Here is a 21689-nt window from a genome sequence, read left to right as displayed (position 1 = left end):
CGTTTAACTGACTGAGGATGAAGGAATGAGTGAGATTGTGATACGCCATATCGAAGCCCGCGATGCAGAAGCGCTACGTGACATTATGTCGCATCCTGGGGTGTATCACGACACACTACAACTTCCCCATCCCTCAATGGATATGTGGCATGACCGGGTCGCGACGAAACCGGGAAGACGGCATCTCGTCGCCTGTCTGGACCAGCGAGTGGTTGGCCATATGGCACTCGATGTGATGGAAAATCCCCGCCGCAGCCACGTTGCAACGTTCGGCATTAGCGTGGCCGCTGATGTACAGGGACGCGGTGTGGGTCGTGCGCTCATGCGCGAAATGGTCAATCTCTGCGACAACTGGTTGCGCATTGAACGCATTGAGCTCACGGTTTTTGCAGATAACCCTGCGGCACTGGCGCTGTATAAGAAGTTTGGGTTTGAAATCGAAGGGACCGGCAGGAACTTCGCCCTGCGTAACGGCGACTATGTGGACGCGTATTACATGGCGCGGCTGAAGTGATAAATTGCCCGGTAGCGCGACGCTTACCGGGCAATAAAATCAGAACCCCGCCGTCAAATCATCCACCGAACGCGGATCCGAGGCCCCAAACAGCGTGCCGTCCGGGCCGACCATAATGCTCTGGGTGCTGCCCATTGCCTCTTTCAGCGCCACCTTCTGTCCGCGCTGCTCCAGCAGTTTTAAGGTGTCCGGGCTAAAGCCCTTCTCAACGCGCAGCTCATCCGGCAGCCACTGATGATGGAAACGTGGTGCGTTCGTCGCTTCGGCGACATTCATTCCAAAGTCGATGCTGTTCACCACCATCTGCAGCACCGTGGTGATAATACGGCTGCCGCCAGGGCTGCCTGTCACCAGCCAGGTTTTACCGTCTTTGACCACGATGGTAGGCGACATGGACGACAGCGGACGCTTCTTCGGCCCGACCGCATTCGCATCCCCGCCTACCAGCCCGTAGACGTTCGGCACGCCCGGTTTGGCCGAGAAGTCATCCATCTCGTTATTGAGCAGAATCCCGCTGTTGCCTGCCACGATGCCTGTACCAAAGGTGGTGTTGAGGGTATAGGTCACCGCCACCGCGTTACCGTCTTTATCCACCACCGAGAAGTGGGTGGTCTGGTTGCTCTCATACGGTGCCAGCTTGCCCGGGCGGATCTCGCTCGACGGTTTGGCCTTGTTGATGTCAATCTCATCAGCAATCGATTTGGCATAGGCTTTATTGGTCAGCGCCTGCCACGGCACCTTCACGAAGTCCGGGTCGCCCAGGTATTCTGAACGGTCGGCGTAGGCGCGTTTTTCCGCCTCTGCCATCACCTGCATGGCATCCGCACTGCCGAAGCCGAACTTGTGCATATCGAAGTTTTCAAGAATGTTGAGGATCTGCACGATGTGAATGCCGCCGGAAGACGGCGGTGGCATCGAGAAAACGTCATAGCCGCGATAGCTTCCGTGAATCGGCTCACGCTCGACGGCCTTGTACTCCGCGAGATCCGCTTTGGTGATAAGCCCACCGTTCTTTTGCATCTCTTCGGCAATCTGATCGGCAATCGCCCCTTTATAGAACGCATCCGGGCCGTGCTCCGCAATCAGCTCCAGACTTTTCGCCAGGTTCTTCTGCACCAGCTTATCGCCCTTCTTCAGCGGTTCACCGTCTTTCCAGAAGATAGCCTTGCTGTTTTCGTGATTCGGAATCACTTCGCTGCCATAGGTTTTAAGATCGTCAGCCAGGGCGTCATTCACCACAAAACCTTCGCGGGCGAGCTTAATCGCAGGCTGTACCACTTTGTTGAGCGGCAGGGTGCCATATTTTTCCAGCGCCAGGGAGAAGCCTGCGACGGTGCCCGGCGTACCGGAGGCGAGATGCGAGGTCAGGGATTTTTTGCTGTCCGGGTTGCCTTGATCGTCAAGGAACATATCGCGGGAAGCCTGTCCGGGGGCCATCTCACGGAAGTCGATGGCGGTGGTTTTGCCGTCTTTGGTCCGCAGCATCATAAAGCCGCCGCCGCCCAGGTTCCCCGCCTGCGGATGCGTCACCGCCAGCGCATAGCCCACCGCGACTGCCGCATCCACCGCATTACCGCCCTGCCGGAGAATATCGACGCCCACTTTCGTTGCCAGCGCATCCACCGACGCCACCATACCCTGCGTTGCCCGCACGGGATGAAAAACATCTTCCTCCACGCCGTACGAGACTGGCGGAGCCGCTGGCGGGTTGGCCGCCACGCTAAATGTGCCGCCTGCCATCAGCGCGGCGATCGCTATCCAGCGCAAAAACGTTGGTTTCATCATTATTGTTCTCCAGGTGAAGAGGGCCATATTCCCCGCTTAAGCCTGGTTCACAACTCCTAAAAAATCATCGTCATGGTGAAATCAGGGTAAACTTAAGAGAAGCCTCAAAAGAAGGGAGATGACAATGAAACGCTTACTGATTCTTACGGCGCTGCTTCCGTTTGCCGCGCTCGCACAGCCACTCAATACGATGAACAACCCGAACCAGCAGGGCTACGTCATTCCAAGCCAGCAGCGTATGCAAACGGAGATGATGAGCCAGCAGCAACAGCAGAAAGGGATGCTAAACCAGCAGTTGAAAACGCAGACCCAGATGCAGCAGCAAAGCCTGCAAAACCAGATGAACACCAACACCCAGCGCATACAGCAGGGTCAGGTGCGTGAGCAGCCGCTGCCTAACCCAAACGGCGGGATGCTGGGCGGAATGACCTCGTCGGGCAGCGGACAGCAGCATATGCTGCCGTCTCAGTCACCGTCGAATGGCGGGATGCTTAATTCTTCGCAGAACTAAAGTTCGGGCCGATCACGTCAATCGCATCGGTACAGATACTGTCCACCCCCCAGCGCAGCAGCTCCGCCGCGCGCTGGGGTTTGTTGACGGTATAAACCAGAATATGCAGCCCTGCCTCTTTCAACACGTTTACCCGTGCCTCATCCAGCAGCGCGTGGTTCAGGTGAATCGACACACACCCTAAACGGCTGGTCAGCTCACGCCAGTCATCACGCCACGTATCAAGCAACAGTCCGCGCGGCAACGCCGGGACGGACGCCTGCGCCGCCTCCAGGGCATCAATGTCAAACGACGACAGCAGGGGTGGCGTCATGCCCTCCCACAGCTCACGCGCGGCCAGCGCAATGACTTTACCTGTGAGCGGCCCGGTGCCGGTGGTTGGTTTGATTTCGATATTGGCCATCATGCCATGCAGGCGACAGCGGTCGGCCACTTCCGCCAGCAGCGGCAGCGGCTCGCCTTTGAACTCGCTGCTGTACCAGCTTCCGGCGTCGACGTTCAGCAGATCGCGCCACGGCAGGTCTCCCGCCACGCCCCAGCCATTGCTGGTGCGTTCGAGGTTGTCATCATGCAGAAGGAAAATCTCGCCGTCTTTCGATAGCTTGGCGTCGAACTCGATCATCGTGTGACCGTAATGCGCGCCCATATCGATAGCCGCCAGCGTGTTTTCCGGCGCCAGTTTACCGCCGCCCCGGTGGGCGACGATGTGGGGATAAGGCCAGTTACTCATATACGTTGTCCTGTTTCACCGTCGAATACGTGCAGGTGATTTTCCGGCAGATGCAGCCACAGCGTGCTGCCTGCTTTAGGGCGCTCCTGATGGGCCAGACGCACCACCATTTTTTGTTCACCCCAACGTCCGTGCGCCAGGTTGTCAGCCCCCAGCATCTCCAGCGTGTCCATGACCAGCGGCACGCCGCCTTCCGCCTGTGAGGTTAACCCAATATGTTCCGGGCGGATACCGAGCGTCATCTTACGCCCGGCATAGCCACGATAGTACCCGTTTACGGGCAGCGCCATCCCACTTTCCAGCTCAAAGTGCGTACCGGCGCTGCTGAGCCGCCCTTCCAGCAGGTTCATCGCCGGGCTGCCAATAAAGCTCGCCACAAAGCGGGAGGCCGGTTTCTCGTATACCTCTACCGGGGTGCCAATCTGCTCGGCGACGCCTTTGTTCATCACCATCACGCGCTGAGCGAGGGTCATCGCTTCCACCTGATCGTGCGTCACATACAGGGAGGTGGTTTTCAGACGACGGTGCAACTGCTGCAGCTCAAGGCGCATCTGCACGCGCAGCTTGGCATCAAGGTTTGAGAGCGGCTCGTCGAACAGGAACACCGCAGGGTCACGCACAATGGCGCGCCCCATCGCCACGCGCTGGCGCTGTCCGCCGGACAGTTCACGCGGACGTCGCTTGAGCAGGCCATCCAGCTCCAGAATACGCGCCGCCTCTTTCACGCGCTCATCGATATGGCTTTTGCCCATCCCGCGGATTTTCAGCCCCCATGCCATGTTCTCTTCCACGCTCATGTGCGGATAAAGGGCGTAGTTCTGAAACACCATCGCGATGCCCCGGTCCTTCGGCTCCATCTCGGTCACGCGCTGGCGATCGATCCAGATATCGCCGCTGGTCACACGTTCAAGCCCGGCAACCATGCGCAGCAGCGTTGATTTACCGCAGCCTGACGGGCCAACCATCACGATAAACTCCCCGTCCGCCACGTCGAGCGTTAACGGCTGAATGACCTGGGTTTTGTTGTCCCAGCTTTTGGTCACTGCCTGTAATTTTAAACCTGCCATCTTATTTCTCACTGTCCACTAAACCACGCACGAACGCACGTTGCATGGCTAAAACGATAACGACCGGGGGGATAAGGGTGAGCAGCATCGCCGCCATCACCTGATTCCAGAGCGTGGTGCCTTCACCGGTGGCGATCATGCCTTTGATGCCCGCCACGGCGGTGCCAAGATTGACGTCCTGAATAATCAGCAGCGGCCACAGATACTGGTTCCAGCCGTAGATAAAGGTGATGACAAACAGCGCCGCAAGGTTGGTTTTCGACAGCGGCAGCACGATGTCACGGAAGAAGCGCATCGGCGAGGCACCGTCAATACGCGCGGCCTCAATCAGCTCGTCCGGCAGGGTCATAAAGAACTGGCGGAACAGGAAGGTGGCGGTGGCCGAGGCCATCAGCGGCAGGGTTAAACCTGCGTAGCTGTCCAGCATCTTCAGGTTGGCGATCACTTCCACCGTCGGGAAGATACGCACTTCGACCGGCAGCATCAGAGTGATGAAGATCATCCAGAAGAACAGATTACGCAGGGGGAAGCGGAACCAGACGATGGCGAAGGCCGAGAGCATCGACACCGTGATTTTGCCCACCGTAATACCGAACGCCATGATGAAGCTGTTCAGCATCATCAGCCAGAATGGCGCGCTGTTAGCGCCCACGCCCTGGGTCCAGATGGTTTTCATGTTTTCGAAAAGATGCCCGCCTGGGATCAGCGTCATCGGCGTATCAAACACCGCTTTGGTGTCCAGCGTGGCGGCAACGAAGGCCACGTACAGCGGGAACAGAATGACGATGATGCCCAAAATCAGCATGGTGTGGCTGAACATCGTCAGCCCGCGACGGTTCTCGATCATTGGTAGCGCACCTTACTTTCGACATAACGGAACTGCACTACCGTGAGAAGGATGACGAGGAACATCAGCACGACCGACTGGGCGGCGGATGCCGAGAGATCCAGACCGGCAAAGCCTTCGCGATAGATCTTATAGATAAGCGTCGTCGTGGCCTGTACCGGGCCACCGGCCGTGGCGGCGTCGATCACCGGGAAGGTGTCGAAGAAGGCGTAAACCAGGTTGACCACCAGCAGGAAGAAACTCACCGGGGCAATCAGCGGCAGCGACAGCCTAAAGAAACGACGGACCGGCCCTGCACCATCAATCGCCGCGGCTTCAACCAGCGAGCGCGGAATAGACTGCAGCGCAGCAAAGAAGAACAGGAAGTTGTAGCTGATCTGTTTCCACACCGACGCGAAGACCACCAGGAACATCGCCTGACCGCTGTTCTGGGCGTGGTTCCAGTCGTAGCCGAACTCCGCCAGGAAATGGGTAATCAGCCCGCGCCCTGGGTTAAACAGGAAGATCCACAGCACGGCGGCGACGGCAGGCGCCACGGCGTAAGGTAGCAGCATCAGCGTCTGATACAGACGGCTGCCGCGCACCACGTAATCCACCAGCGCCGCGAAAAAGAGCGATGCGACAAGACCGCTGACAGTGACCAGCGCGCTGAACTTCATGGTCGTCCAGAAGGCGTCGAGGTAATAGCTGTCATGGAACAGTGCGGTAAAGTTGTCCAGCCCGACAAACTGGCTGGAAAGCCCAAACGGATCGACGCTTTGTACCGAGTACCAGAGCGCCTCGCCCGCAGGCCAGATAAAGAAGATAACGGTGATGACCAGCTGCGGCGCGACCAGCAAATACGGCAGCCAGCGCGAACGGAACACCGGACGGGATGAGGACATAGTTTAGCTCAGCATAGGTAGCCCTCACCCCAGCCCTTCCCGCAGGGAGAGGGACAGGATGAGGGTAAAATGATTAAGACTTTGTTGATTGCTCAAAGCGTCGCAGCAGCTGATTACCGCGCTCTACCGCAGAATCCAGGGCCTGCTGTGGGGTTTTCTTCCCGGTCCACACGCTTTCCAGCTCTTCATCTACGATGGTACGGATCTGCGGCATGTTCCCCAGACGCAGGCCTTTGGTGAACGGCAATGGCGGCTTGTTGAGCATCTGACGCGTCGCGATATCCGCGCCCGGGTTTTTGCTGTAGAAGCCCTGCTCGCGGGTCAGGTCATACGCGGCCGTGGTGATAGGCAGGTAGCCGGTTTTCTGATGCCATTCGGCGGCATTCTCTGGTTTCGCCAGGAAGTCGAGGAACTCGGCCACGCCCTTGTAGGTGCCCTTGTCTTTGCCCTGCATGACCCACAGGCTCGCCCCACCGATGATGGCGTTCTGCGGTGCGCCTTTCACGTCAGCGTCGTAAGGCATCATGCCTACGCCGTAGTTGAATTTTGCGTAATGACGGATATCCGCCAGAGAGCCGGAAGAGGCGGTCGTAATCGCGCAGTCACCGTTGTAGAACTTCTCGGTGGATTCGTCTTTACGCCCGAAGTAGCTGAAATCGCCCTTCTTGTTGAGATCGGCAAGCAGAGCGATGTGCTTCACCTGCTCTGACTTGTTGAACTCCAGTACCGCGTCGGTGCCGTCGAAGCCGTTGTTTTTGGTGGCCACCGGCAAGCCGTGCCAGGCGCTGAAGTTTTCAATCTGGATCCAGCCCTGCCAGCCGCTGGCGTAGCCGCACTTCATCCCCGCCGCTTTCAGCTTAGCGGTGTACGCCGCCAGATCCTGCCAGGTTTTTGGCGGTTGTTCCGGATCTAAACCGGCTTTCTTGAAGGCGTCTTTGTTGTAGTACAGCACCGGCGTGGAGCTGTTAAACGGCTGAGACAGCAGATGACCGGTTTTGGAATCGGTGTAGTAACCCGCCACGGTCGGCACGAATTGCGATTCGTCGAAGTTGATACCTGCGTCTTTAAACACTTCGTAGACCGGTTTAATGGCTTTAGAGGCCATCATGGTCGCAGTACCGACTTCGTAAACCTGAAGCAGCGCAGGTGCATTACCGGTACGGAAAGCGGCAATGCCCGCGCTCAGGCTCTGCTCGTAGTTACCTTTGTACACCGGCACAATTTTGTAATCCGGATGGGTGTCGTTGAAACGCTGCGCCAGGGAGTCAACTTCTTTACCCAACTCCCCTTCCATGGAATGCCAGAACGGAATGGTGGTGACAGCCATTGCGTTCGCCGCAAAAGTCAGCCCCATTGCCAGACCCAAAGCTGTGTGTCGTAACGATGTCATTGTCATCTCTCTTATTGTGCCGGATGCGCGATATCACGCGTTTTTATGCTCGCGAGGTAACATGACATGCTCGAATGACAGAAAAATAACTGTTTCTTTACAGTGAGATGACAACAAAACGTCAGGCGGATGATGGTTGTGTGAAGGCGGTTGGGGTAAGTTCGGTGCGGTCTGGTGCCCTGCATGAAAAAAGGCAACTGACGTTGCCTTTTTGCTTTTGCTTTTATCTAGCCGCCGAGATAGGCGCTTCGCACCGCTTCGTTTGCCAGCAGCGCGTCGCCGGTATCGGAGAGCACCACGTGGCCGTTTTCCAGCACGTAGCCGCGGTCGGCGAGCTTCAGCGCCTGGTTGGCGTTCTGCTCGACGAGGAAGATGGTCATCCCCTCTTTACGCAGCTGTTCGATGGTGTCGAAGATCTGCTGAATGATGATCGGCGCAAGACCGAGCGACGGTTCATCCAGCAGCAGCAAACGCGGCTGGCTCATCAGCGCGCGGCCAATCGCCAGCATCTGCTGTTCACCACCGGACATCGTGCCGGCCCGCTGAATACGGCGCTCCCACAAACGCGGAAACAGCTCATAGACCCATTTGATGCGGGACTGGTACTGGTCGCGGTCAGCAAAGAAGCCGCCCATCGCAAGGTTCTCTTCCACCGTCATTCGTGAGAAGACGCGACGCCCTTCCGGGACAATCGCCACCGCTTCACGCATGATTCTGGCGGTTTGCCAGTCGGTAATATCTTTGCCATCAAAGACAATCCGCCCGCTGGTGGCGCGCGGGTCGCCGCACAGGGTGCCGAGCAGCGTGGTTTTACCCGCACCGTTCGCGCCAATCAGGGTGACGATTTCGCCCTGATTGATATGCAGGCTGACGTCGTGCAGCGCCTGTATCTTGCCGTAGTGAGCATTAACCTTGTCGAACGTTAACATCGCTTTTTCCATCTTATGCCTCACCCAGGTATGCACGGATCACGTCCGGGTTGTTGCGGATCTCTTCCGGCGTCCCGTTTGCCAGCGGCGTGCCCTGGTTTACCACGTAGATACGGTCAGAAATGCCCATCACCAGCTTCATGTCATGCTCAATCAGCAGGATGGTGGTGTCGTGATGATCGCGCAGTTCGGCAATCAACTCGTCCAGCTCTTTGGTCTCTTTCGGATTAAGCCCTGCCGCCGGTTCATCGAGCATCAGGATTTCTGGCTGCGTCACCATGCAGCGTACGATCTCCAGACGACGCTGGTCACCGTAGGCCAGGTTGCTGGCCTGACGGTTCGCATGCTGCAGCAGGCCGATACGGTCGAGCCAGGTGGCGGCGCGGTCGAGCGCTTCATCCTGAGCACGGCGGAAGGCCGGGGTTTTCAGCAGGCCAGAGAAAAGGCCGGTTTTGAGCTGCAGGTGTTGCGCCACCAGCAGGTTCTCTATCACCGTCATCTCGCGGAACAGACGCACGTGCTGGAAGGTACGCACCACCCCCATGCGGGCAATCTGCTGGCCCGGAAGCCCTTCCAGATGCTGGTCGCGCAGCTTGATGGTGCCGCCCGTCGGCTTGTAGAAACCGGTCAGGCAGTTAAAGACCGTGGTTTTCCCCGCGCCGTTAGGGCCAATCAGGGAGACAATCTCTTTCTTGTGCAGATCCAGATTCACGTTGTTGACGGCCAGCAGGCCGCCAAAACGCATCATCAGGCCGTTAACGGATAATAATGGCTGGCTCATGCCTGCTCTCCTTTCGCTTGCCCGTTTTTCAGCTTCAGCTGTGGACGGGTCATCGGCAGCAAGCCCTGCGGACGCCAGATCATCATCAGCACCATCAAACCACCCAGCATCAGCATGCTGTATTCGTTAAAGTCGCGCATCAGCTCACGGGAGACCACCAGCAGAATGGCCGCCAGGATAACGGCAAACTGCGAGCCCATACCGCCGAGCACCACAATCGCCAGCACAAAGGCAGATTCGGCAAAGGTAAACGATTCGGGGCTGACAAAGCCCTGACGCGCGGCAAACAGCGTACCGGCAAAACCGGCAAACGCGGCGCTGATGGTAAACGCGGTCAGCTTGATGCGGGTCGGGTTGAGGCCCAGTGAACGGCAGGCGATTTCATCTTCACGCAGCGCTTCCCACGCACGGCCCAGCGGCATACGCAGCAGACGGTTAATCACGAACAGGGTAAGCACCACCAGCAGCAACGCCACCAGGTAGAGCCAAATCACCCGGTCGGACGGATCGTACTTCACGCCAAAGAAGTTGCTGAAGGTATCCCAGCCCCCTTCGCGAGCCGTACGGCTGAACTCCAGACCAAAGAAGGTCGGTTTCGGGATCTGGCTGATCCCGTTCGGGCCGCCGGTCACTTCGGTGTTGTTGAGCAGCAGGATACGCACGATTTCGCCGAAACCTAAGGTCACAATCGCCAGGTAGTCACCGCGCAGGCGTAAGACCGGGAAGCCCAGCAGGAAGCCCGCCGCGGCGGAGACCAGGCCCGCCAGCGGCAGACAGGTCCAGAAGCCGAGACCGTAATAGTGGTTAAGCAGCGCGAAGGTATAGGCCCCGATGGCGTAGAATCCACCGTAGCCCAGCACCAGCAGGCCAGACAGCCCCACCACCACGTTCAGGCCCAGACCGAGGATCACGTAGATCATGGTCAGGGTCGCGATATCGACCGTACCGCGAGAAACCACAAACGGCCACGCCACCGCAGCCACCAGTAGCGCCACGAAGAACAGCTTCTGCTTAACGGTTGAACCGTCGAGAGCCGGCAGAACGAATTTCGGACCGGAGACACTTTTCAGCGTCTTCTGGAACACAGGACGCAGCATCTGGAACAGAAACACGACCGCGGTGCCAATGAATATCCACTGCCAGCGAATGTCGGCGGCGGTATCCACCACCAGTTTTGTGCCGTCCAGCTCTAACTGGACGCCCATAAAGACGCCTGCCAGCACGAAGAACATGGCGGCAGAGAGGAGCGCCATTGCGAAATGCATCGGTTTCATACTTTCTCTACCTCCGGACGACCCAGAATACCGGTAGGCATTACCAGCAGAACCAGAATCAGCAGGGCAAACGACACCACATCTTTATATTCCGTACTCAGATACGCGGAGGAGAGCGCTTCGGCCACGCCCAGGATCAGGCCGCCAATCATCGCGCCTGGAATACTGCCGATACCGCCCAGGACCGCCGCGGTGAAGGCTTTCATCCCGGCCATAAAGCCGATGTACGGGTTGATAACGCCGTAGAACTGCCCCAGCAGGACGCCCGCGACCGCCGCCATCGCTGCCCCAATCACAAAGGTCAGGGCGATAACGCGGTCGGTGTTGATGCCAAGCAGGCTCGCCATCTTCAGATCTTCTGCGCAGGCACGGCAGGCGCGTCCCATACGCGAGTAGCGGATAAAGACCGTCAGGGCGAGCATTGCAACGAAGGTCACCACCCAGATCACCAGCTGCATGGTGGTGATAGAGGCAGAGAAGTTCTCGCTGGCACCGACCACCCACTGACCGTTGAACAGGCTTGGCAGCGCCACGTCGCGCGAGCCTTCCGTCAGGCTGACGTAGTTTTGCAGGAAGATCGACATTCCGATGGCGGAGATCAGCGCAATCAGGCGTTTGGAGCTACGCACCGGCCGGTACGCCACGCGTTCAATGCTCCAGCCATAGGCGCTGGCAATCACAATCGCGCCGACAAACCCGGCGGCGACCAGCAGCCAGCTGCTGTCGATACCCATCATCATCAGGGCGGCGATAATCATAAAGGAGACATAGCTACCGATCATGTAGACCTCGCCGTGGGCGAAGTTAATCATGCCGATAATGCCGTAAACCATCGTGTAGCCGATGGCGATCAGCGCGTAGGTGCTTCCCAGCGTGACGCCGTTAAACATCTGCTGCAGGAAATAGAGAAACTGCTCGGACATATGCAAACCTTTTTATACCCGCCCGGCGGTCCGGGCGGTGGGATAATTATTTGGCGACCGAGGACGAACCGTCGGCGTGCCACTTAAAGACACCAAACTCAAATCCCTTCAGATCGCCTTTCTCATCCCAGTTCAGCGGCCCAATCACGGTGTTCGCCCCGTGTGCTTTTAAATCTTTCACCAGATCCAGCGGTTCTTTGCTGCCGGTGCGATCCAGCGCGGTTGCCAGAGACTGCACCGCCGCGTAGGTGATCCAGACATACGGACCACTTGGATCTTTCTTCTGCGCCTTGAGCGCGTCTACGATAGCCTTGTTCGCAGGATCCTGGTCATAGCGTTTTGGCATCGTCACCAGCATGCCTTCGCCTGCGTCCCCGGCGATGTTCGACAGGGAAGCGTTACCGACGCCTTCTGGCCCCATAAACTGGGTTTTCAGCCCGACCGAACGCGCCTGACGCAGCATCTGACCCATTTCCGGGTAGTAGCCGCCGTAGTAAACAAAATCGATATTCTCTTTTTGCAGGCGGGCGATCAGCGCGGAGAAATCTTTCTCGCCAGCGGTGATGCCATCAAAGAAGACGATATTCGCGCCGCCTTTTTTCAGCCCGTCCTGAACGGAGCGCGCCAGGCCTTCGCCGTACTGCTGTTTGTCATGAATAATGGCGATGCGCGTCGGCTTGACGGTATCGAGGATGTATCGGGCGGCGGTTGGTCCCTGAGACGAGTCCAGACCGGCAGTACGCATGATGTGCTGATAACCGCGCTGAGTCAGTTCAGGGTTGGTTGCGCCCGGGGTAATCATCAGAATGCCTTCGTCTTCGTAGATATCCGACGCAGGCTGGGTGGACGACGAGCACAGGTGGCCAATCACGTACTGGATGCCATCGTTCACGATTTTGTTAGCGACCGCGACGGCCTGTTTGGGATCGCAGGCGTCGTCATATTCCACGCCAACCAGCTTGTCGCCTTTGATGCCGCCTTTGGCGTTGATGTCTTTGATTGCCTGGCGAGCACCGTTGAACTCCATATCCCCCCACTGGGCAACAGGACCGGACATCGCACCCACTACAGCAACCTTAATATCTTCCGCCATGGCTGCATGCGAAATCGCCAATGCAACCATCCCCGCGATTAACGTCTTCGCGTTCCTTTTCATCTCTGAATCCCCATTCGTGATGTCGTGTATATATTTTGTTTTATTATGGTTAAAAAGCATTCTGTACTTTTAATGCACAACGCTATTTTTACCAGCGCCTTTAATGGTTTAGCGCAGTTTTTTCATAAAAACCAGACTAAAATCTCTATTTTTCAGGCGATTAAGCAAAGATAATATTCTGAAATAGGGCAGAGATAAACAAATAAAATTGCAGTTTGCAGCATAAAATAACGGTACAAAGCGCCGAATAATTCACTGCCATTCAGGTTAAAATTCTGCTTATTTTTCGATCCATGTGTTTTCAAACTGCCCTTCGCGCTGCCAAAAAACTAATCACCTGGTGAGCCGGGATAAAAAGAGGAAGCCGCTGAGGGAATAAATTGAGTACACTGCCCCTACTCAATTTGATTTGGACAAGCAGCTAATGAAACTGACTATCGTGCGTCTGGTGACCTTTAGCGACCAGGATCATATCGACCTGGGCAAGATCTGGCCGGAATATTCCCCTTCGTCGCTCCGTGTCGATGAGACACACCGCATCTACGCCGCGCGCTTTAACGAGCGTCTGCTCGCCGCGGTTCGCGTGACGCTGAGCGGCACCGAAGGGGCGCTGGACTCACTGCGCGTACGTGACGTGACCCGTCGTCGCGGTGTGGGGCAGTATTTAATTGAAGAGATAATCCGTGAAAACCCGAACGTCACCTCCTGGTGGATGGCCGACGTGGGCGTGGAAGACCGCGGCGTGATGGCGGCGTTTATGCAGGCGTTAGGGTTTACGGCGCAGGAAAACGGGTGGGAGAAACGTCAGGTTTGCTGAATGCCGCCTGATGCCCTCACCCCGCCCCTCTCCCACAGGAGAGGGTGAAAATACTAAAACGGCAACCGAAAGGTTGCCGTTTGCTTTTATTTGGCGTCGGTCGCCGTTCCGTTAGCATGCCAGTCAAACACGCCGAACTCGAAGCCTTTCAGATCGCCCTTCGCATCCCAGGAAAGCGGACCCATCACGGTATCGACAGAGTTGGCTTTCAGCCAGGTGGCAATCTCAGCCGGATCGGCTGACTGGTTCAGACCCGCCTGCAGAGACTGCAGCGCAGCGTAGGTGGTCCAGACGAACGCGCCGCTTGGATCCTGTTTCTTCGCCTTGATGGCATCCACGATCGGTTTGTTCGCAGGCACCTGGTCGTAGTTCTTCGGTTTGGTCACCAGCAGGCCTTCAGCAGACTCACCGGCGATGTTAGACAGGGAAACGTTCGCAACCCCTTCCGGGCCCATAAACTGGGTTTTCAGGCCGGCCGCACGTGCCTGACGCAGGATCTGGCCCATTTCAGGGTGATAGCCACCGTAGTAAACGAAATCAATATTCTCTTTCTTCAGACGTGCCACTAGAGTGGAGAAGTCTTTCTCACCGGCGGTGATACCGTCGAAGAAGACCACATTGGCATTGCCTTTCTTCAGACCATCCTGCACGGCACGCGCCAGACCTTCACCGTACTGCTGTTTGTCGTGAACAATCGCGATACGCTTCGGCTTCACGTTGTCCAGAATGTATTTTGCCGCGGTTGGGCCCTGGTCTGAATCCAGACCGGTGGTACGCAGGGTCAGCTTATAGCCACGTGCGGTCAGCTCCGGCGCCGTTGCAGCCGGGGTGATCATCAGAATGCCTTCGTCTTCGTAGATATCAGACGCGGGCTGTGTGGAAGAGGAGCACAGGTGACCGATAACGTATTTGATTCCGTCGTTCACCACTTTGTTCGCCACGGCAACCGCTTGTTTCGGGTCACAGGCATCATCATATTTTACGATCTGCAGTTTTTCGCCCTTGATGCCGCCCTTAGCATTAATGTCTGCAACCGCCTGTTCTGCGCCGGTAAATTCCTGGTCGCCGTACTGTGCTACCGGACCGGACATCGCGCCCACGACAGCCACTTTAATATCGGCTTGTGCCATCGTGCTGAATGCCAACGCAATACATCCTGCCAGTAACGCTTTACCCTTCATATTCATCCTGAGATTCCCCATTATTATGGTTATTACGATTGTCGTGATGTTGTTGTGTAGCGCTTTATTTCAGTTATAGGTATGGCAGTCGCGCTTTTTCAGCATACTCTGCTAAAACATACCCCATTTTTATGATTTTGGAATAGCTAATTTGAAATGAATATATGATAAGCCCGGCAGGGATCACCGCCGGGCCAGGGCTTTAACGTGTCAGCGACGCGGAGATAATATCCAGCGCTTTACGGAACTGAACTTCGGGGATGGTAAGCGGATAGAGGAAACGGATAACGTTGCCGTACACGCCGCAGCTCAGCAGCAATAGACCTTCCTGTAACGCACGCTCCTGGACCTGACGCGTGAATTCCGGCGACGGCAGCCCGGTTTGCGGGTCATTAAACTCCACCGCCACCATTGAGCCCTGGGCACGGATATCGGCAATAAACGGACAGTCGCCCTTCGCTTTGTTCAGCACTTCCACCAGATGATGGCCAAGATGCGCCGCGCGCGTGCAGAGATCCTCTTCATCAATCACATCCAGCACGGCATGGGCTGCGGCAATCGCCAGCGGGTTGCCGGCGTAAGTCCCGCCCAGCCCGCCAGGTGCGGGGGCATCCATCACCTCCGCCCGGCCAGAGACCGCCGAGAGCGGCATCCCGCCGGCCAGGCTTTTCGCCATGGTGATCAGATCCGGCTTCACGCAATGGTGTTCCATCGAGAACAGCTTGCCGGTTCGCGCAAAGCCACTTTGCACTTCATCGGCAATCAGCAAAATTCCGTGCGTATCGCACAGTTCGCGCAGGGCCTGCATAAAATCGGCGGGGGCAATGTTGAATCCCCCCTCCCCCTGAACCGGTTCCAGGATAATGGCCGCCACCTGGTCCGGCGCAATGTCGGCTTTGAAGATGCGTTCGAGACTTTTTAACGCTTCTGCCGTGCTGACGCCGTACAGATCATTTGGATAGTGTGCGTGATAAACCGATCCGGGAAACGGACCGAAACCGAGTTTGTACGGCGCCACTTTCCCCGTCAACGCCATCGTCATAAAGGTACGGCCGTGGAAGGCTCCGCCAAAGGCGATCAGGCCAGGACGACGGGTATACGCGCGGGCAATTTTTACCGCGTTTTCGACCGCCTCTGCTCCCGTAGAGAAGAAGGCCGTTTTGGCAGGCCCATCAACGGGTACATGTTGGTTGATGCGCTCGGCAAGCGCCACATAGCCTTCGTACGGGACAATCTGGTATGCCGTATGGGTAAATGCGTGGAGTTGTTTTTCGATGGCGGCAATAACTTTTGGATGCCGATGGCCGGTATTCAGCACCGCAATCCCGGCGGCGAAGTCGATATACTCGTTACCCTCGACGTCCCACACCGTGGCATTTTCGGCTTTATCGGCGTAGAAGTTACACATCACGCCGATACCGCGCGGCGTCGCCTGCAAACGCCGGTCATTCAGTTCACTGTTTTTCACCCTGTCCCCCTGAGAAAGTCACCTGCTTAGCGCATCTGTAAGTGTTTGCCAGGGGGAGGGAATTCGCCAGAGCGGGAGATAAAAAAACAAAACCCCCGAATTTGCATTCGAGGGTTATCGGGGACATCGCGGAAATTACGCTTCGATAGCGGCGCGAAGTTTTTTCATGGCGTTCTTTTCAAGCTGACGCACACGTTCAGCGGAGACGCCGTAGCGATCGGCCAGCTCCTGCAGCGTGGACTTGTTGTCTTCGTCCAGCCAGCGGGCGCGGATAATATCCTGGCTACGTTCGTCAAGGCCTTCCATTGCTGAAGTCAGCTTGTTCGCGGCCTGATCTTCCCAGTTATCCTCTTCAATGCCGTCAGCAAAGTTAGAGGTTTTATCCTGCAGATACAGAACCGGTGCCATTGGCTGGCTGTCAGAGCCGTCGTCGTCGGAGGACATATCGAAGGTCATGTCCTGCGCGGCCATACGGGATTCCATCTCACGCACGTCTTTGCTGGATACGCCCAGCTCGCGCGCCACCATTTCAACTTCATCCTGATTGAACCAGCCCAGACGCTGCTTGGTTTTACGCAGGTTGAAGAACAGTTTACGTTGCGCTTTTGTCGTGGCGACTTTCACGATACGCCAGTTGCGCAGCACGTATTCATGAATTTCTGCTTTGATCCAGTGCACGGCGAAGGAGACCAGTCGCACACCCACTTCCGGGTTGAAGCGACGTACAGCCTTCATCAGACCGATGTTACCTTCCTGAATCAAGTCCGCCTGCGGCAGGCCATAGCCCGCATAATTACGAGCAATGTGAACAACAAAGCGCAGGTGAGACAGGATCAGCTTTTTCGCTGCTTCCAGATCGCCCTGGTAATGCAGCTTTTCAGCAAGCTCCTTTTCTTCCTCGGCCGTTAACATCGGCCAGGTGTTCGCAGCCCGGATATAAGATTCCAGGTTACCAACAGGGGCTAAAGCTAAAGTTTGCATTTCTTTGGTCATTCATTCCTCTCAATGTTTCTTCTGGTCCAGGCTGTCCCCATCAGGCAACAACCATGCCAAAGCGTTTGAGCCACGAGATTAGCATTCACTCTTTTATCAGACAGTGATTTTATCCACAAGTTCCAGGTGCAACGGTGAATAAATTACGCACAAATTGTGACATGGAGATGATAACAGGGGAAGAGACAACAGGGACGCTTTCCCTGCAGAGCGAACATCTCGGTGCAGGGAAAGATTATATCACGCTTTTATTAGTCGGGAGTAAAGTGACGTAAATGTTGCACGGTTGCCAGCCATGCTGCCACCCAGCCGATCATCGAGCACACCAGCAGCAGTAACAGGCACTCATCGAACCCTAAGCCGCTGATATCAAACTTCGTTCCGAAAACCTGCGCCACTTCGGTTACGGCAGAGGACAGCCGCATCACCAAAATTTCTGACAATATCAGTGAAAGAAATGCGCCGGAAAAACCGAGCAATGCGCCGCCGTACAGGAACGGACGCAGGATGAAGCCATCCGTCGCACCAATCAGTTTCTGCACGTTAATGGTGTCGCGACGCGCGAAAATGCTCAGGCGCACGCTGTTACCGATGACGAGGAAGACCGCCGCCACCATCAGCACACCAATCATCGCCGCCACGCGCCCTACCAGCCCGGTCAGCGCAGCAAGACGCGCAAACCAGCTGTCATCCATGCGCACTTCATCAATCCCGTTGATACGGGTGATGCGGTCACGCAGGGTGTTGAGCGAATCGGTCCCCTGGAAATCGAGTTTCGGGATCACCACCGCCACGGCCGGGAGGGGGTTCTCTTCAAGCATGTCCAGCGCACCGCCAAAGCCTGACCAGTTACGGAACTCACCCAGGGCTTCTTCACGAGAGAGATAATTCACTTTCTCTACGCCCTGTTCGGCCTGGATTTGCCCCACAACCTGCGCCGCCGCGTTATCGTCGAGCGCCTTATCCAGATAGACCGTGATCTGCGGAGAAGGATAGTACTGCGACGCCGCCTGGTTAACGTTTTTATAGACCATGTAGCAGACGCTTGGCAGCGTCAGGGAGATGGCAATCACCATCACCGTCAGGAACGTCGCCAGCGGTTTGCTTTTCAGGTCCTGCAACGCACCGTGGAACGCATAACGCACCTGCTCGTTGAACACGTTGGTTTTGCGGGAGTTCGGCTTAGGCGCCGCTTTCGCACGCTTTGGTGCATTACGATTGCCGTCACCGCCGCCCTGCGGCTTACGGAAGCGGTCAAACCGGTTTCCGAACTGCCGAATCTGGTTTATTGCATCACGCTTATTCACCGAGGCCTCCGTGCAAATGACCGTCGCTCAGGGTCAGCATGCGGTACGAACGACGGGAAATCAGCCCGATGTCGTGCGTTGCCATCAATACCGTCACCCCAACGCGGTTAAATTCCTCAAACAGACGCAAAATCCCTTCTGACAGGGCGTCGTCCAGGTTACCGGTCGGTTCATCCGCCAGCAGTACCGCAGGTTTGTTCACCACCGCACGGGCAATCCCCACACGCTGCTGTTCACCGCCAGACAGCTGGATCGGGAAGTTCTTCGCTTTGTCCAGCAGCCCGACTTTATCCAGCGCCGCAGAGACGCGACGACGGATATCATCATAGCTGGCACCGGCAATAATCAGCGGAATGGCCACGTTATCGAAAACGGTGCGATCCATCAGCAGGTGGTGGTCCTGGAAAATCATGCCAATCTGACGACGCAGGAAAGGCACCTCACGGTTTTTCAGACGGCTAATATCATGGCCGCTGAACCAGATTTTCCCGGCGCTCGGCCGCTCGATCCCACAGATAAGCTTGAGCAGGGTACTTTTCCCCGCGCCGGAATGGCCGGTCAGGAATGCCATCTCGCCTGGCTGCAGGTGGAATGTCACCCCCTGCAGCGCTTGTCTCCCACCGAGATAGGCCTTGCTGACGTGTTCAAAGCGAATCATTGTTAGTCCTCTCGGGCAAATAGTGCCTCAATAAAGTCGTCCGCTTTAAACGGACGTAAATCCTCAATACGCTCGCCCACACCGATGTAACGGATAGGAATATTGAACTGATCGGCCACGGAGAAGATCACCCCGCCTTTCGCGGTGCCGTCCAGTTTGGTCAGCGTGATCCCGGTCAGCCCTACCGCTTCATGGAACAGCTTCGCCTGGCTGATGGCGTTCTGTCCGGTGCTGGCATCAATGGTCAGCATAATTTCATGCGGTGCCTCTTCGTCCAGCTTCTTCATGACGCGGACGATTTTCTTCAACTCTTCCATCAGGTGCGCTTTGTTCTGCAAACGCCCTGCGGTGTCGGCAATCAGCACATCCACATTACGCGACTTCGCCGCCTGGATAGCGTCAAAGATAACGGAGGCGGAATCCGCACCGGTATGCTGCGCAATCACCGGGATGTTGTTACGCTGGCCCCAGACCTGCAGCTGCTCAACCGCCGCCGCACGGAAGGTATCACCTGCCGCCAGCATTACCGATTTGCCCTGCTGCTCAAACTGTCGCGCCAGCTTGCCGATAGTGGTGGTTTTCCCCACACCGTTCACGCCAACCATCAGAATAACAAATGGCGTTTTGCCTTCAATATTAAGCGGTTCGTCAACTTTTGCGAGGATTTCGCCCATCTCGTCTTTCAGCAGACCGTACAGCGCTTCGGCGTCACGCAACTCCTTGCGGCTCGCCCCTTCGGTCAGACTGGCGATGATCTTACGGGTTGTTTCCACCCCAACGTCGGCGATCAGCAGTTGCTCTTCCAGCTCTTCAAAGAGATCGTCGTCGATCTTCTTGCCGCGGAACAGACTGATAAATCCGGAACCTAAGTTTTCTTTGGTTTTGAGCAGGCTACGCTTCAGGCGGGCGAAGAAACCTTCTTTGGTGGGTTTTTCCTGCTCCTGAGCAACCTCTTCACCCTGCTCTGGTTGCGCTTCCACCGGCACGACGATAACCGCTTCTTCCGCCGCGTCTGCTGCCAGCGCCTGGGCTTCCAGCTCTTCGTCGGTAAGCGCTGGCTCGTCTTGTGCTTCTTCTTCCACCGCCTCAACAATTTCGACGGTTTCTGCCTCGGCCTGCCACTCCTGCGCTGAAACCTCTTCGGCTTTCACCTCTTCCGGCAGCGGCAACGTTTCATGCTCGATAATCGCCTGCGGCGTATCGATAACGTCTTCTACCACAACGGGTTCTGGCTTCTCGCTTTCCTGAACCTGTTCGGTAACTTCCACCACCTCTTCAGCAAAGGCTTCGGTCTCTTCTTTGCTGTGCGCGTGCTCTTCCGCGTCGACAACGGCGGCAGTTTCTACCGGCGTTTCAGGCTGAGACTGCTCTTCAACGGCTTGTTGTTCTTCGGTTTTCTGCTCTGTTTCTTGCTCTTTTTCACCGAAGCCCAGCCAGGAAAAGAAGCCACGTTTTTTTTGTTTTGCCATCTGCGACTACACTCCTCGCGGCGCTATATACATGGAAGCTAAAAAAATGATGAAATAGTCTAACACTTTACTTAATTGACATCACCGCCCGCAATCGCAGGCCAATTGTTAACAGAGCTTTCCAGAGATGAAGAAACCCAACCGCGCCCCAGCCGGTCAAATTCGTATTATCGGCGGCCAGTGGCGAGGCCGGAAATTACCGGTGCCGGATAGCCCCGGACTACGCCCAACCACGGACCGCGTACGCGAAACGCTGTTTAACTGGCTGGCCCCCTCAATGGTGGATGCCCACTGCCTGGACTGCTTCGCGGGCAGCGGCGCGCTGGGTCTGGAGGCGCTGTCGCGCTATGCCGCCAGCGCCACGCTGCTGGAAATGGAGCGCGGCGTTGCGCAGACGTTGCAGCAAAATCTGGCAACGCTGAAAGCGACCAACGCCAAAGTAGTGAATACCAACACACTGAGCTTCCTCGCGCAAAAGGGCACGCCGCACAACGTGGTGTTTGTCGACCCGCCGTTCCGCAAGGGGCTGCTGGAAGAGACGTTATCCCTGCTGGAAAACAACGGCTGGCTGGCGGATGACGCGTTAATCTACGTCGAAAGCGAAGTCGAAAATGGTTTACCGCCGGTCCCGGTTCACTGGGATCTGCACCGAGAAAAAGTGGCAGGTCAGGTCGCTTATCGTCTGTATCACCGTCAGGCACAAGGAGAATCCAATGCCAGTACTGATTAATGTGGGACGTTTGTTGATGCTGGGCGTCTGGGCATTTCTGCTCCTCAATCTGGTGCACCCGTTCCCGCGCCCGATGAACATCTTTGTGAACGTGGCCTTTATCTTTACCACCTTCATGCACGCCCTGCAGATGGTGATGCTGAAAAACGGCCTGCCAAAAGACGGTCCGCAGATGACCGGCTGGCAGCAGCTGCGCGTGTTTATTTTTGGCGTATTTGAACTGCTGGTGTGGATGAAGAAATTTAAGGCCCAGGCGAAGAAGTAAGGCGCCTCAA

At 56.5% G+C, this 21689-nt stretch carries 22 protein-coding genes; 5 read left to right on the top strand and 17 right to left on the bottom strand.

The window, feature by feature from the left end:
- Positions 1 to 25: 25 nt before the first annotated feature.
- Positions 26 to 514, top strand: a complete 489-nt coding sequence (gene yhhY, locus L466_RS19430) for an N-acetyltransferase (protein WP_014171992.1) — start codon at positions 26 to 28, stop codon at positions 512 to 514.
- A 39-nt stretch (positions 515 to 553) separates the two neighbouring features.
- On the opposite strand, the gene ggt is transcribed toward yhhY, so the two are convergent.
- Positions 554 to 2296, bottom strand: coding sequence for a gamma-glutamyltransferase (gene ggt / locus L466_RS19435; RefSeq protein WP_025202845.1), 1743 nt, complete (start codon positions 2294 to 2296; stop codon positions 554 to 556).
- A 127-nt stretch (positions 2297 to 2423) separates the two neighbouring features.
- Between ggt and L466_RS19440 the strand changes: the two genes are divergently transcribed.
- On the top strand, positions 2424 to 2810 hold the full coding sequence (locus L466_RS19440) for a DUF2756 family protein (protein ID WP_020884553.1): 387 nt from the start codon (positions 2424 to 2426) through the stop codon (positions 2808 to 2810).
- Here L466_RS19440 and ugpQ read toward each other — a convergent pair.
- From ugpQ to livK, 10 genes are all read right to left on the bottom strand, one after another.
- Entirely contained in the window at positions 2791 to 3540 is a 750-nt protein-coding gene (ugpQ, locus tag L466_RS19445) for a glycerophosphodiester phosphodiesterase (protein WP_032680135.1), read from the bottom strand. The two genes, L466_RS19440 and ugpQ, sit on opposite strands and share 20 nt — an antisense overlap.
- Positions 3537 to 4607 carry a sn-glycerol-3-phosphate import ATP-binding protein UgpC gene (locus L466_RS19450; protein ID WP_032679131.1) on the bottom strand — a complete coding sequence of 357 codons (1071 nt, stop codon included), beginning with the start codon at positions 4605 to 4607 and terminating at the stop codon, positions 3537 to 3539. The genes ugpQ and L466_RS19450 overlap by 4 nt, the downstream gene beginning before the upstream one ends.
- A gap of 1 nt (position 4608) precedes the next feature.
- Positions 4609 to 5454 carry a sn-glycerol-3-phosphate ABC transporter permease UgpE gene (ugpE, locus tag L466_RS19455; protein ID WP_014171997.1) on the bottom strand — a complete coding sequence of 282 codons (846 nt, stop codon included), beginning with the start codon at positions 5452 to 5454 and terminating at the stop codon, positions 4609 to 4611.
- Positions 5451 to 6338, bottom strand: coding sequence for a sn-glycerol-3-phosphate ABC transporter permease UgpA (ugpA, locus tag L466_RS19460; RefSeq protein WP_014171998.1), 888 nt, complete (start codon positions 6336 to 6338; stop codon positions 5451 to 5453). The genes ugpE and ugpA overlap by 4 nt, the downstream gene beginning before the upstream one ends.
- A 73-nt stretch (positions 6339 to 6411) precedes the next feature.
- Positions 6412 to 7728, bottom strand: coding sequence for a sn-glycerol-3-phosphate ABC transporter substrate-binding protein UgpB (ugpB, locus tag L466_RS19465; protein ID WP_032680134.1), 1317 nt, complete (start codon positions 7726 to 7728; stop codon positions 6412 to 6414).
- A gap of 227 nt (positions 7729 to 7955) precedes the next feature.
- Positions 7956 to 8669: a high-affinity branched-chain amino acid ABC transporter ATP-binding protein LivF gene (livF, locus tag L466_RS19470; RefSeq protein ID WP_020884549.1), complete on the bottom strand. Its 714-nt coding sequence runs from the start codon at positions 8667 to 8669 to the stop codon at positions 7956 to 7958.
- A 1-nt stretch (position 8670) separates the two neighbouring features.
- Positions 8671 to 9438, bottom strand: coding sequence for a high-affinity branched-chain amino acid ABC transporter ATP-binding protein LivG (gene livG, locus L466_RS19475; RefSeq protein WP_014172002.1), 768 nt, complete (start codon positions 9436 to 9438; stop codon positions 8671 to 8673).
- A complete protein-coding gene (gene livM / locus L466_RS19480; RefSeq protein WP_014172003.1) occupies positions 9435 to 10712 on the bottom strand; it encodes a branched chain amino acid ABC transporter permease LivM in 1278 nt (425 codons plus the stop codon). Before livM ends, livG begins: the two co-directional genes overlap by 4 nt.
- A complete protein-coding gene (gene livH, locus L466_RS19485; protein ID WP_020884547.1) occupies positions 10709 to 11635 on the bottom strand; it encodes a high-affinity branched-chain amino acid ABC transporter permease LivH in 927 nt (308 codons plus the stop codon). Before livH ends, livM begins: the two co-directional genes overlap by 4 nt.
- A gap of 46 nt (positions 11636 to 11681) precedes the next feature.
- Complete coding sequence (gene livK, locus L466_RS19490) at positions 11682 to 12791, bottom strand: high-affinity branched-chain amino acid ABC transporter substrate-binding protein LivK (RefSeq protein WP_020884546.1); 1110 nt, start codon at positions 12789 to 12791, stop codon at positions 11682 to 11684.
- A gap of 424 nt (positions 12792 to 13215) precedes the next feature.
- Between livK and panM the strand changes: the two genes are divergently transcribed.
- A complete protein-coding gene (panM, locus tag L466_RS19495) occupies positions 13216 to 13608 on the top strand; it encodes an aspartate 1-decarboxylase autocleavage activator PanM (protein WP_020884545.1) in 393 nt (130 codons plus the stop codon).
- An 86-nt stretch (positions 13609 to 13694) separates the two neighbouring features.
- Here panM and livJ read toward each other — a convergent pair whose 3' ends face one another.
- The 6 genes from livJ to ftsY form a co-directional block, all read right to left on the bottom strand.
- Entirely contained in the window at positions 13695 to 14795 is a 1101-nt protein-coding gene (gene livJ / locus L466_RS19500) for a branched chain amino acid ABC transporter substrate-binding protein LivJ (protein WP_072126534.1), read from the bottom strand.
- A 196-nt stretch (positions 14796 to 14991) separates the two neighbouring features.
- Positions 14992 to 16257: a 4-aminobutyrate--2-oxoglutarate transaminase gene (locus L466_RS19505; RefSeq protein ID WP_032680133.1), complete on the bottom strand. Its 1266-nt coding sequence runs from the start codon at positions 16255 to 16257 to the stop codon at positions 14992 to 14994.
- Positions 16258 to 16392: 135 nt separating this feature from the next.
- Positions 16393 to 17250, bottom strand: a complete 858-nt coding sequence (gene rpoH / locus L466_RS19510; RefSeq protein ID WP_014172011.1) for an RNA polymerase sigma factor RpoH — start codon at positions 17248 to 17250, stop codon at positions 16393 to 16395.
- Between the two features lie 251 nt (positions 17251 to 17501).
- Entirely contained in the window at positions 17502 to 18557 is a 1056-nt protein-coding gene (gene ftsX, locus L466_RS19515; RefSeq protein ID WP_014172012.1) for a permease-like cell division protein FtsX, read from the bottom strand.
- Complete coding sequence (ftsE, locus tag L466_RS19520; RefSeq protein ID WP_014172013.1) at positions 18550 to 19215, bottom strand: cell division ATP-binding protein FtsE; 666 nt, start codon at positions 19213 to 19215, stop codon at positions 18550 to 18552. The genes ftsX and ftsE overlap by 8 nt, the downstream gene beginning before the upstream one ends.
- A 2-nt stretch (positions 19216 to 19217) precedes the next feature.
- Positions 19218 to 20684, bottom strand: coding sequence for a signal recognition particle-docking protein FtsY (gene ftsY, locus L466_RS19525; RefSeq protein WP_020884542.1), 1467 nt, complete (start codon positions 20682 to 20684; stop codon positions 19218 to 19220).
- Between the two features lie 127 nt (positions 20685 to 20811).
- Between ftsY and rsmD the strand changes: the two genes are divergently transcribed.
- Positions 20812 to 21414, top strand: a complete 603-nt coding sequence (gene rsmD / locus L466_RS19530; RefSeq protein ID WP_020884541.1) for a 16S rRNA (guanine(966)-N(2))-methyltransferase — start codon at positions 20812 to 20814, stop codon at positions 21412 to 21414.
- Positions 21398 to 21679, top strand: coding sequence for a DUF1145 family protein (locus tag L466_RS19535; protein ID WP_014172016.1), 282 nt, complete (start codon positions 21398 to 21400; stop codon positions 21677 to 21679). Before rsmD ends, L466_RS19535 begins: the two co-directional genes overlap by 17 nt.
- Positions 21680 to 21689 lie beyond the last annotated feature (10 nt).

The sequence above is a fragment of the Enterobacter sp. BIDMC 30 genome (genome assembly GCF_000534355.1).
Taxonomy (GTDB): Bacteria; Pseudomonadota; Gammaproteobacteria; order Enterobacterales; family Enterobacteriaceae; genus Enterobacter; species Enterobacter ludwigii.
The sequence above is the reverse complement of the archived record's forward strand: the minus strand, read 5'-3'. Positions and strand labels throughout refer to the sequence as shown.